The organism is Blautia sp. St.27G3, from assembly GCF_059728505.1.
In genome coordinates this window covers 31761-44428 of record NZ_BAAGFO010000001.1, presented here as the reverse complement: position 1 = coordinate 44428, position 12668 = coordinate 31761, and the positions used below count along the sequence as shown (strand labels likewise).

Sequence of the window (12668 nt, the reverse complement as noted above, 5' to 3'; positions counted from 1 at the left end):
ATGCCACCATCATTGACAGACCAATGATAATAACAATGGCAATCACACCATAAATATAAGTATTTACAATTGGCTTTGACAGAGAAAAAAAACCTTCTTATAATTTTCCAGTGTAAAACTGCTCCGGTACATGGAACTGTCTGATTTATACAAAGATGTATAAACTACAACCAGATGTGGCACACAGGACAGGAAAACCAGCAGGCCTATAAAGATATATGCTACTGCTTTTTTACCGGACGACAATTCTTTACTCTCGACCGGACGCGCACCGTTTGTTGTATATGACTTTCGGCTGATGTAATGACGCTGTGCCAGAAACAGTGCAGCTGTAACAAGCGCCATCACAGAAGCCAATGCCGCCGCAAAATTTCCGTTTCCGGAAACCTCTCCAATATATTCTTTATAAATCAGCGTCGTCATCGTTTGGACACCTTCTCCGATCAGCTGTGGTGTGCCAAAATCTGCCATTGCATTCATCATAACCATAAGCGCGCCAGCCAGCATCGTTGGCATAACTAGAGGAATTACCATCCTCCAGATCTGACGGCCCGGACGACACCCAAGACTGCTGCTTGCTTCCAGCAAGGACCCGTCCACCTTTTTCAGGGCGCCACACATATACATATACATAAATGGATACAATTTCAGCGTCATAACAAATATAATGCCGCCCATGCCATAGATTGTCGGCGACTGCAAACCAATTGCAGCAAACAACTTCGTAACAGCGCCGCTGCGTCCCAGCAGAAGAATCCAGGAATATGCTCCGATAAAAGGCGGAGAAAGCATAGAAATGACAATCAAAATTTCAATCAGTTTTTTTCCGCGAATCCGGTAAAATGTCATAATATATGCCATCGGAACACCAATCAGCATACACAGCACTGTTACTGCCAGCCCGATTTTCAGGCTGTTCAAAAGTGCACGCATATAATAACTGCGCGACATAAATTTCACAAAATGGTCCAACGTAAACATCCCTGAACTGCTTTCCCGCAATGCACTGGAAAAGAGTGAAAACAGTGGATAAATCAAAAATATTCCAAATACTGCCACCATAATAACTGTAATCAATGTCCAAAAATCCAGCTTACGTATTTTCTGCATTATGTATCATCACCCCTGTCCATCAGGCTTGTCCCTCCATCGTCTGTAAACACATTCAGCTTTTCGGCATCCGGCATTATACAGATTCGCTCTCCCTGCCTGTAAAAATGCCTGGCTGTACGGACAGATTCTACAAGTTCGTTGCCATCCTCTGTCTCAACAGCTATTTTATTTTCAAATTCTACTGCATAATTCATATTCTGGCCCAAAAATGTATCGGATTTGATTTTACACCAGATGCCTCCCTCCGATACGCAGGTGAAATCATCCGCACGCATAGAGACAATTACTTTCTGTCCATCCTGTACGTTGTTTCCAAGCCGCAAAACAGGCAGTAAACAGTCTCCGATCTGTACCTGTTTTTTTCCATCCTGTATTCGTACGGTTCCATGAAACAGATTCGAGAATCCAATAAAGGTCGCAACAAAAATATTAGCCGGATACTGATAAATCCGTCTGGGCGTATCTACCTGCTGGATGACCCCTTTATTGATAACTGCAATCCGGTCAGAGATCGCCAGAGCTTCTTCCTGGTCATGCGTAACGTATACGGTTGTAATACCGCCACAACTTTGTTTCTGTATTTCCCGGATGGTGCTTCTCATTTCTATACGCAGCTTTGCATCCAGATTGGACAGTGGCTCATCCATCAGCAGAACGTCCGGACGGATTACAATTGCTCTTGCCAGAGCAATGCGCTGCTGCTGTCCGCCGGAAAGTTTCGCCGGAAGCCGGTCGGCATATTCCTCCATTCTCACAGTTTCCAGAATTTCTTTTACCTTTTTATTTCTCAGCGCTTTATCAACCTTTCGCTGTTTTAATCCATATTCTACATTTTGTGCCGTTGTCATATGCGGGAAAATCGCATAATTCTGAAACACCATACCTATATTGCGTTCATGCACCGGTACACAGTCTATACGACGTTCTCCAAAATATATATGACCCCCATCCAATGGATAAAAACCTGCCAGCATACGCAAAAACGTCGTTTTACCACAGCCTGATGGACCAAGTAGCGTAAAAAGTTCCCCCTCTTTTATAACGAGAGACAGATCTGGAATAACCGTAGTTTCTTTATCAAATTTTTTAACAACATGTTCTGCAGTGATCTGAATACTCATAAAACACCCTCTTTTTTTCTTTAAAATTTGCGGACAGTTTCACCGCCCTGCCCGCAAAATGAATTTCTATCTGCAATTTACTGGTACATAAGTTCATTAAACCGATCAAGAATCTGCGCTTTGTCTTCAGAGCTTACCGCATATTCACCGATCGAATTTAATTCCTCTACATCTGGTAAGGTTTCCGGTGACGCTACATCTGTTCTTGAAGGACGAGTTGAATTTCCAATCATATAATTATTCTGACAGTCATATGACAACAGATAATCTACAAATAATTTTGCATTATCCATGTTTTCGCAGTTTTTAATAATTGCTACGACATCTTCTGCCACATAAGTACCTTCGGAGAAATACTGCGCATGTACCGGTGCTCCTTCTGCGATATAATTTGCAACATAAACCTCATGTGTCAGGCCAACCGTATATTCACCGTCTGCTACTCCACGCGGAGTTGCAGAGGAGCTTGAGAGTATCTTTCCGTCCAGCTGATCTACAAATTTTCCGACATACTCCCATGTAGCATCACTGAATACATCCCCTTCTCCCATATCGTACAGCATATTTACGAGAAGATTGTATGCATTTGAAGATGCTGCCGGATCTGCAAATGCAATTTTTCCTTTCAGTTCCGGATTCAGCAGATCTTCCCATCCTTCCAGCTTGATGCCTTCTGCAAGATTGTCATTTACGATCATACATACTGCAATAATAGAGGTTGTCGTCAGCAAACCGTCCTCTCTTCTGTATTCCTCTGCTAAATTCTCCATTTCCGGTGATATATATGATTCATAATAATTACTTCCGGAAAGATTTGATGTATAGGTTCCACCTAACAGGATATCTCCCTGCGGACTGTTTCCTTCTGCCTCCACACGTTTAATCAGTTCTCCAATACCTCCTGTTACAAGTTCAACCTCTACACCATATGCCTCCTCAAAAGCCGGTACAACCAATTCGATTTCTGAATCACTTCTCGCGGTATAGATAACCAGATTTCCTTCTGCACATACAGAGATGGAACCAAACAGTAATCCAACCATTGTCAGGCATGTTATTATCCTACTTCTTTTTTTCATGTTGTTTCCTCCTTTATTTGGTTTGTTTTGTGTATGTATCACAATTATAAATGTTTTATTTTTTAAAAACTATCCATTATTGCATAAAAACATCCTTTTTTTTGACTATTTTTATAATATTTTCGATAATAACAAGTCAATTTTAAAGATATAATTACAATTACTGGTATAGAGTTTTAATCTTCCGTCTTTTATAATTATAACAAAAAATAATCAATCAAAAAAACACACATATTAAAAAGGAGGTTTTAAAACTGTGTTAACTGCTCATTGTATTCCATCATCTTACCTTATAAATCCTTTTTCTACACAAACTATTTCTTATGCGTTTCATGATATTGACGGCACGCATTCCCTGATTCGGGAATGGGCACCTGTCATGAGTGTCCTGCTTGCAGATGTTATCACGTACGGGCTGCCAGACAATCTGGAAAGTGAAGAAAACTGTACCAGATTAATCAATCTGGCCGGTAAAAAGCCTTTTCCTGAAACAGACCGGTTCTGTGAAGAATCTGCCGGTTTGTCTGCTTTAACGCAAATGGAATGGGCAATCCGCAGAGCAATAGAAGAAAGACAGATTACCATATCTTGCGATATGTTTGTAAACTCCCAGAAAATTCAAAGAATCTGGAATGGAGAAGAAATTTCTGATGATTTACCGGAAACTCCGGAAATGCAACAGTTTCTTTCCGTCAATGCTCCAAGGCTCTTCCGCTTGTATGAAAGGATACTTAACGGTTATTGCCGTAATCATAATCTGGCTGTTGCCGCACATAGTCCTGAACTTTATCGTGTACCTGGGAGTTTGGCATTTCTGGAATATTTAAAACAAAATGGTGTAAAAAACTATTTTGTTACAGGAGCCGTTGTCGAAAAAGGAAAAGGAATGTTTCAAGAGATAGAGACGCTAGGCTATACCATCGGAAATGGCTGTCTCGCAGAAGATATCATTGGTTCTACGTGGGACGAAAAACTCCCAAAAAATGTTATTATGAACCGTTTGCTGCAAACTCTTGCTATTTCCGGAGATCAGGTACTTATAGTCGGAGATGGGCGTGCTGAAATCAGCGCCGGTGTTTCCATGGGCGCGGTAACAGTCAGCCGACTTCCGAAAACTTCATTGTATCAGCGTAGCCTGCATCAAAAACTAGGTACAAATTTGATTTTCCCAGACTACACAGACCCTATCTTATATAAATATTTTCAAAGAAAGGAATAGATTTTCATGAAACCTTCTTCACAGGCCATTATTGATGAATATATTGCACGCTATCCGTCTCTTCTTTCCTGTAAAGCTTCTATATGTTCGGCCGCGAATCTTCTGTTTACTGCTTTTTATTCCGGCAAAAAACTTCTGATCTGCGGAAATGGCGGCAGTGCATCAGACTCACTTCATATTGTTGGAGAATTGATGAAAAGTTTTACACTTCCAAGACCTATTTCACCAACAGAAGCTACATTCCTTCATAAGATTTCTTCCAATGGAGCGTTCCTTGCTGCCCATCTCCAGCAGGCACTTCCGGCTATTGCCCTTGTTGAAGAAACTTCATTACATACAGCCTATGCAAATGATGTTGCCCCACAGCTCTGTTTTGCACAACAGGTATACGGATATGGAAATCCGGGAGATGTCCTTCTTTGTATCAGTACATCGGGCAATTCTGAAAATGTCGTTTATGCTGCTGAAACCGCAAAGCTAAAACAAATGCAAACTATAGCTCTGACTGGAAGCTGCGGAGGCAGGCTTTTTCAAACAGCCGATATTTGTATTGAAGTTCCTGCAAAAAAAACACACGAGGTACAGGAATTTCACCTTCCGGTGTATCACTGTCTGTGCCTCGTGCTTGAACATGAATTTTTTGCATAATGATTTATGAAAGTAATTTTCTCAGGTCATTTAAAAACCCTTCCATGGACAGAATCTGAATTGTTTTCATTCCAAAGGCTCTCGCTCCTTCTATATTCTCAGCTCTGTCATCAAAAAACATGCATTCTTCCGGATCTGACAGGTATTTATCGCCGAGAGCCTGATAAATAGCCTGTGATCCGCATCCTCTCTTGAAAGACCAAAATCGATCAGCATATCTTTCCAGCGAAAGCTCAGAAGTACGTTACCCATATAAAATACAGTATTTTTAATTATCTTTCATTTTCCTTTTTACATCTTAAACCGATAGCCCGTTTGGACCACCCCGGAACTCCTCTTTTCACCACGTTTTTCCTTGGAAAAACCCTTTATTTATGGGAAGAATTCCGCTTTTTTCCTTTTTTATTTTTTTAATCGAATCTTTAACCTTTTTTGTTTTGGTAGGTTGTTTGGTAGTTTTTGCAGTAGTTTTTAAAAACTACCAGAATTTTCTTTAAATTTCACGTTTTTCAGAAAGTGCTCCGCAAGCGTCTGTATTATTACTCTTTTTCAAGTACAAATGAGGATACTATGCTTTCCGAAGAACACCCCACTTTGCACTTTACCAGAGCATTAGTCGCAGCGCTGTACTGGCTCCTGATCCTGATCTTTTACAAGCATTTTTTCAGCTCTTGCCTTGTATTCCATGAGCCGGAAAACGTAGTCTGGCATAGATCTTTTTCCAGCCTCCCAATCAGTTACTGTACGATACGGGATATCAAAGTATTCACAGAATTCTCTTCTGTTCATATTCATACTTTCTCTAAGTGACTTTACTTCCTTCTGAACATCCATGATTATAACCACCCCTATCAATAATAGCTTATCATATGTTATGCATTGCATCAATAAGTATTTCAAAAAACAATCCCAGAAAAATGTGACGCTTTTCCCTTCAATTTTTGAGTTCGTGGACAATTGTTCCACCTGCATAGAAATAACACCCACAGAGCCCATTATACGCGGTCTCCGAATGCCAAAAGCGTTACCTTTGATCCCCATAAAAATCCCTGCAATATCTCATCCGATATTACAGGGTATAAGTACTACTATCTCGGAATCACTAACTATACTCTGTCAAACAATATTTCATTCCGGATAAGAAACGTGCCATGCACGGAGACGGAAGCGCTATAATAGATAAATCAGTCTTATTCCTATCAGTCTTATTAATATTAGTATTATTAGTGTGTTTTTTGTGGAGGTCTAGACCTCTTTTCTATGGAGGTCTAGATCTCTTTTCTGTGAAGGTCTGGACTCTTTTCTGTGGAGGTCTGGATCTCCTTTTTGTGGAGATCTGAAATTTGTTTACAATCATTATATTATTCATCTACTCAAAGCATGTTATACCATGCCCAGAATGAATTGGAAAAAATCATATCTTTTACCGTAAGAAACAATTTGTTTTTATATTTATCCGGATAATTTATTTCTGCCATTTGGTTTATCTCCTTCCGTTACATTTCTAATTTCTAATAGTTTTTGTAGTTCCATCATTTCCCCTGCGCAAGACAAAACAGACATTATGATACGCTCCATACAGAGAAGCGATATCGCTATACATACATATATCAGTCTTATTCCTATCAGTCTTGTTATTATTACCCTGTTTTTTTAACAGGTATGGAACAGACTCCGTTATTATAAGTATGATTCCGACTATAATTTTACAAAATCTATTGCTCTTTCAGCCACTGAGTAGCATCACGTTTCAGTATTTTCCATAAATTATCCAACATGACTTTCACCTCAGCTATATCGTCAGGCGTTGCAGCACCCGTCGTATTCGCAACTTTGGCAAGCTGGTTTACATTCACGCCAATCTTATGCATCTCCTGAAATATTTCTTTCTGGTATGTCATATCAATATTCGCAATAATACCATCAATCGCCATTTTCCTGAGATACGCACCCATGTTATTTGTCTTTGCCATGTACATTTTTCGACGGATCAAATCCCTTTCATTCTGTGTAACCCAGAAACGTATCTGGATATTTCTTTTTCTGTTTTCCATATTAATTTGTCCTTTCTTTGATTGTGTTTTTTCGGAATTGGGCAGGGACCCAGTTCTGTTTTCGCCAGAGTGGGGCACCTCTGGCTGTCCTTGCTCTACTGAGTAATCCCTTCATATTCTAAGGACAAAGTTTTTTCCAAAAATAAATAAAGATTTGAAAATTATTCAAAAAAAATATCTCCGTTCAAAGCAACAGCGGCGCACCATCAGGTGCACCGCCGCATATATCTCCCGTATTCCAGGAATTTCATACATTATTAAATACGAGTTTTTATTCGAGTTAAACTCGATTCCCACTCGAATGAAGACTCACTCCAAACCATTTGCCTCTTATTCTTGCTTCGAGTTTTTTCGAGTGGTTTTCGAGTTTTTCTGAGTGGAACACTCGTATCATGATTTAATAAGAACATATTTTGAGGATTTACCTTTACCAATCATATCGATAATATTCTCTTTCCGCATTTTATCAATGGTTGCTCTGGCCTGCTGCTTTGTAAATCCGCAAAGTTCCTGGATCGATACATTTGTAATGGTACCATTCGTTTCCAAATAATCCACGATCATCTGTTTTGCCTTAATATACTGGACAACCTTATCACGCGTATATTGCACATCTGATTTTACCATCTCATATACTCTGGCAGTCAGCATATATTCTTTACCGACAGTTTCTATCAATCCCAATTTTACCAGATTAAGGCAACATTTCCTTGTGTCTTCTAAAGACAACTGCACCAGATCCTTTGCGTCAGACAACTTGATCTGCTTATTTTCTGTTACATATCTCAAAATCATTAACTCCGCTAATGATAAAATAATTTGCTTTTTCTCTTGCTCAGCAACAACAAATTTTACAAAAGACATATCTTCAACCGAACTGCGGAGCGTCAAAGAAACAGCATCACTAAATACATGATATTCTGGGTAAGGTTTTCCCATAGATACCATTTCCCGGTAAATAATATCCACACCCTGTCCTGTTCGCTGCACATATTTTAAATGCTGTAACGTCTCCGCAATTAGTTTGTTCCGAGGAGCCGAAGGATGTGTAATGATATTATTCTCCGTGATACCATCCAAAAAGCCACCTGGATTCTCGATCACAATTTTATCCGGGTAATGCTTTACATATACAGCACTCATACTCTGATAGTCCCTGTGGGACATTGCATTTAACAATGCTTCCTGAAATACTTTTTCCGAAAAATCCGCTATCTCCAACCGGAACAGTCCAATCTGAACATTTAAAATCCGGTTATCGTTTTGTATAATTTCTGTAAGTCGATCTAAGACTGATACGATCGGCTGCCGCAAATCAAGACGTGCATCATATTCTTCTAGATTATCTGCACTGTAATGTAAATAAATCACTTCTGCTGACGGCAATAATCTGCTTATGGATGACTGTTTTCCTACAAATAACAGTCCAGCAACTGTCAGCTTTTCGATTTTTCCATCTGCTTTTATCAATCCAAGATCCCGCAAAAATGCAAAATCTTCAGAATCCGGGAGTGTTGATTTTGGATCACGAACCCTGAGTTTCTCTTTCAGCGAATATACTTCCAACAGATTTACATCTTCCAGAGTGCTGTCTGCAACGATCTTTGAAGAGAAATCTGGAATATGTTCTCCATAGAATCGATTGCTCATTTCATCCGGAAAAAACGGTTTCGAGTTTTTTCCTAAACGCTTCAAAAAACGTCCATCTGTCGTTCCGTATGTTTTTCCGTCAGGCTTCACTGTTAACGCAAGAACTTTCATCCCTTGATAGGCGATCTCCTCGATCTCCACAAATAATGACGGTCTTGTTTTGTCATAAATGGATTCAATCAGATTCTGAGTATCGTATTTTTCACAGCCCGTAACAGTACCATTATCTTCAACACCAAAATAAACGGTTCCACCGACCGCATTAGAAAAAGCAATCAGTTCATCAACCGCAAGCTGAACCCGTTCTCGCATATTGGAAGCTTTCTTCCAGCTTTTGAATTCTACTGTAAGAGTTTCTCCCTTTTGGAGAATATCTTTAAATTCTTGTTCGTTCATATAGCTTACCATTCCTTGCTTCTGCTTCTTTTGTTATACAACTAACTACATTATTATTCATCTAAATCTTCGTAGATAATCTGAACATCATCAAAATCCAAGAGACTATCATGAATTTCTGGGATCCGGTCTAACGAATACATCGAGATGGGATTCATTATCACATCCATAAACTCTTCCGGATTATTTCGTTCCAAAGTTAATATATTCGATATATCCTCAATACTAATAACAGCCACATCGCTACTCATAGAAAAATAACTGGTACCAGTAATTATCATATATATTATTTCCTTTATCTCATGTCTGCTTTGAACTAGTTTTTCTCTTTTTAAATTCGAAAACAGAAGATTTTCATCTTTTGTTATCGCCTCTTTACAGCGAGAAATCTGAATATTTGCTTTTTCAATAGTCTTAAATGCTTTCCAAAGCTGATAAGGTTTTCTACCAGAATGTGCTGTCTTTACTTGTCCAAGAATCACCTTGCCATCTTTCCATGCGACTAAAGCAAAATCTGTATTTTTAACCTTTATGCTTGATGATAATGCTGTCCAACCAGAGCATCGAAATCTTTGTTTCACGCATGTTTCCAAAACACTTTTTCCGAAGTAATTTACTTCCTCTCCTAATTCTGATTTTCTTTGATTAAATATAATATCTCTTAAATCTTCAAAAATATTATAATCCGTATCAAACAAACTCGAAAAAAGATATATCTGAGATTTTACCTTAAAATACGGTCTGTCCATTCCAATAAACTTATAAGAATCCTGAATACCTATAAACTCTAATATTCTTTGGAAATCCATATTTGACATATCTTTTCCAAAACAGCAGTTTCTTTTTATATCATTTATTTGAATAACCCCATATCCTTGATTACTCAAAAGAATAACGAACAAATATTCAATATACAAATATAACAGCACAGAGACAAGATATATTCCTGTTTGATATTTTTTAGAACGGCAAATTAAAAAGTCCAAATATGTTTCAGATGTTAGCTGATTTTTCACCATTGAAATAATCCACTCTTTTTCATCTGCAGCAATATTCATGATGAAACACTTTTTACAGACATAGCACTTATAATATTCAAAGATTTCTGGTTCCGGAATAGTTTTCTCAGCTCTTTTACTCCATGCTAAAAGATTATACTCAGAACCCAACTTAATTCCATATGAATAATCTATGTCCTTAATACCGATCTCGAACACCATCTTGCCATCCTTAAAATCAGTAGCAAGTATTTCTTCAGACAAATAAGAAATAGCTTCATAACGTTCGTACATGCACCCTATTTCCATAGCTAATAAATAAACAACTTCCAATACATGTACCTTTTCTATAACGATGGCATCAGGTATCAATATTAAGTTGTATTCATCTTTACAATCTATATTACCCCAAATAGCGAATGCATTTTTAATTAATATATCTTTAGGGTATCTTACTAAACCACCCTTCATCAAAGAAAATTGGTTTAAACATGTCATAAACATAAATATCGAATCAAAATTTTTTCTAATCGTTTCCTTTATCGTATCATTTACTTTACGAAACTTATTCATAACATAGTCCGTAAACAATGCCAAATTACTAATCATCTCTGTTGGATACTGTTTTTGAATATCCTGTACTAATGCAATTTTTTGATCATCTGACAAAGCATTGTTACCCAGTATTTTCCAAAGCAACTTTTGTGCAAGAAAAGAGTCATACGATACCTTTGATATATTCTTTTTTATATATGAAATCACTTCGTCTTGAGTAATAGTCGAATCATCACTTAATAATTCTTTAATTTTTCTAATGATACCATTTTCCATTGATTTTTCATATTCCTAGCAGTTATATGGCAAACTGTTTTACTGCATTCAGTAAATAACCCATGTTCTTTTGGAATTCCTCTAATGAAATATTAGCTCCCCAGCTAATACGTACCGATTCTTCAATCTCATTCACCGGAATTCCCATTGCTTCCAAAACATAGCTTGGCGAATAACTCTTTGAAGTACATGCCGAACCATTTGAAATACTACAATACTGCTTGCTCGAAATCATAAGAGCTTCTGACATTACCCCTGGGAAACGAATATTAACCGTACTATCTACACAATAATTCTGATCACCATTAAAATAATGTTCTACACCCGATTGCTTTAATAAATTTACCAATTCCGCCTTGATGCTTTTCATAGAAATACAGTTAATCTGATATTCCTTTTCTGCAAATTCGCATGCCATACCGCATCCAACAACTAAGGCAACTGGAATTGTACCAGGACGGATACCATGTTCTTGCTGTCCACCATACATTATAGATTTTACAGGTGGTAATTTATATCGTCTTTTTCTAAGTACAAGCACTCCGATGCCTTGTGGCCCACTCAACTTATGAGCACTAAATGACAGCATATCATATTTAAGTCTTCGAATTTCGTCTACAAGCTTTCCACAGCTCTGTGTCGCATCTACATGAAAAAATACGTTCTTGCCTTCTAAAAATTCTCCAATTTCTTCTACAGGTTGAATAATCCCCGTCTCATTATTAACGTGCATAATGCTTACAAGAAGTGTATCTTCTCTAATCAACTCAATAACCTGTTTTGGATCAATACGCCCAGATGCATTGGGGTTTACAATATCTATTTCATATCCTCTCTTCTGCATTGCTTTTACAGTCTCTAATACCGCTTTGTGCTCAATTCCAGTCGTGATAATATGCTTCTTACCACTTTGATTCGAATATTCATCTAATCCCTGAATAGCAATATTATTGCTTTCTGTTGCACCACTTGTAAAGAAAACTTCAGATGAAGTTATCCCAAGAAGGGATGCCACCTGCTTTCTGGCATTCTCGACCAGAATTCTGGCATTCTCCCCATGGTCATGAGTTCTGCTATCCGCATTTCCATATGAATTTCTATATACATCGATCATCACATCAAGAACTCTAGGATCTATCGGCGCCGACGCGTTATAATCAAGATATATTCCCATTACTGCTCCCCAATTCCCAAATTTATTAAATCATCTAAGTTCTTTATAAAATTAGTTCCTGAAAGATGTGCTATTCCTCTCTCCAAATGGAGTTTGAAATATTTGGCTAACGTTTCTTCATCTGTTGGAAGTCCCATTTTAATGCACCAAGCTTTCATAAGCGCATCATACAAATCGCTGTATTCTCCGGCAAACGTATACCAGGACATTTCAACATTACTATCTGCAATTATTGGAACATCCGTCGGCATCGTATATTCACCCAGAGAATAACAAAAAGCCCACCTGCAAAGCACGTTCCAGTTTTTAATTCCTGTTTTTCCTTTCAATCTACTGAGTCTATCCTTAGATTGATTAGACAGTTTTATCTGTTTTACTAACATGC

12 protein-coding genes are annotated in these 12668 nt (G+C 38.1%); 2 read left to right on the top strand and 10 right to left on the bottom strand.

What is annotated here, in order from left to right; all coding sequences use genetic code 11:
- Positions 1-63: 63 nt before the first annotated feature.
- The 3 genes from AC6I2O_RS00160 to AC6I2O_RS00150 form a co-directional block, all read right to left on the bottom strand.
- Positions 64-1110 carry an ABC transporter permease gene (locus tag AC6I2O_RS00160; protein WP_497741476.1) on the bottom strand — a complete coding sequence of 349 codons (1047 nt, stop codon included), beginning with the start codon at positions 1108-1110 and terminating at the stop codon, positions 64-66.
- On the bottom strand, positions 1110-2234 hold the full coding sequence (locus AC6I2O_RS00155; protein WP_120393623.1) for an ABC transporter ATP-binding protein: 1125 nt from the start codon (positions 2232-2234) through the stop codon (positions 1110-1112). The genes AC6I2O_RS00160 and AC6I2O_RS00155 overlap by 1 nt, the downstream gene beginning before the upstream one ends.
- 77 nt (positions 2235-2311) lie before the next feature.
- Positions 2312-3313 carry an extracellular solute-binding protein gene (locus AC6I2O_RS00150; RefSeq protein WP_120393624.1) on the bottom strand — a complete coding sequence of 334 codons (1002 nt, stop codon included), beginning with the start codon at positions 3311-3313 and terminating at the stop codon, positions 2312-2314.
- A 256-nt stretch (positions 3314-3569) separates the two neighbouring features.
- Between AC6I2O_RS00150 and AC6I2O_RS00145 the strand changes: the two genes are divergently transcribed.
- Positions 3570-4532: an HAD family hydrolase gene (locus tag AC6I2O_RS00145; protein WP_497741474.1), complete on the top strand. Its 963-nt coding sequence runs from the start codon at positions 3570-3572 to the stop codon at positions 4530-4532.
- A 6-nt stretch (positions 4533-4538) separates the two neighbouring features.
- Positions 4539-5180 (top strand): D-sedoheptulose-7-phosphate isomerase, encoded by a 642-nt coding sequence (locus AC6I2O_RS00140; protein ID WP_120393626.1) that lies wholly within the window; start codon positions 4539-4541, stop codon positions 5178-5180.
- A 4-nt stretch (positions 5181-5184) separates the two neighbouring features.
- Here the strand turns inward: AC6I2O_RS00140 and AC6I2O_RS00135 are convergent, their stop codons facing one another.
- From AC6I2O_RS00135 to dndE, 7 genes are all read right to left on the bottom strand, one after another.
- Positions 5185-5406: an HAD-IA family hydrolase gene (locus AC6I2O_RS00135; protein WP_120393627.1), complete on the bottom strand. Its 222-nt coding sequence runs from the start codon at positions 5404-5406 to the stop codon at positions 5185-5187.
- Between the two features lie 386 nt (positions 5407-5792).
- Complete coding sequence (locus tag AC6I2O_RS00130; RefSeq protein WP_120393672.1) at positions 5793-6014, bottom strand: helix-turn-helix domain-containing protein; 222 nt, start codon at positions 6012-6014, stop codon at positions 5793-5795.
- A gap of 881 nt (positions 6015-6895) precedes the next feature.
- On the bottom strand, positions 6896-7234 hold the full coding sequence (locus AC6I2O_RS00125; protein WP_120393628.1) for a MobC family plasmid mobilization relaxosome protein: 339 nt from the start codon (positions 7232-7234) through the stop codon (positions 6896-6898).
- A 390-nt stretch (positions 7235-7624) separates the two neighbouring features.
- Positions 7625-9280, bottom strand: a complete 1656-nt coding sequence (locus AC6I2O_RS00120) for an RNA-binding domain-containing protein (RefSeq protein WP_497741473.1) — start codon at positions 9278-9280, stop codon at positions 7625-7627.
- 53 nt (positions 9281-9333) lie between these two features.
- The gene (locus tag AC6I2O_RS00115) at positions 9334-11109 is read right to left on the bottom strand and encodes a hypothetical protein (RefSeq protein WP_120393630.1); all 1776 of its coding nucleotides are present in this window, start codon (positions 11107-11109) and stop codon (positions 9334-9336) included.
- 22 nt (positions 11110-11131) lie between these two features.
- Positions 11132-12283 carry a cysteine desulfurase family protein gene (locus AC6I2O_RS00110; RefSeq protein ID WP_120393631.1) on the bottom strand — a complete coding sequence of 384 codons (1152 nt, stop codon included), beginning with the start codon at positions 12281-12283 and terminating at the stop codon, positions 11132-11134.
- Complete coding sequence (gene dndE / locus AC6I2O_RS00105; RefSeq protein WP_120393632.1) at positions 12283-12666, bottom strand: DNA sulfur modification protein DndE; 384 nt, start codon at positions 12664-12666, stop codon at positions 12283-12285. The genes AC6I2O_RS00110 and dndE overlap by 1 nt, the downstream gene beginning before the upstream one ends.
- Between the last annotated feature and the right edge of the window lie 2 nt (positions 12667-12668).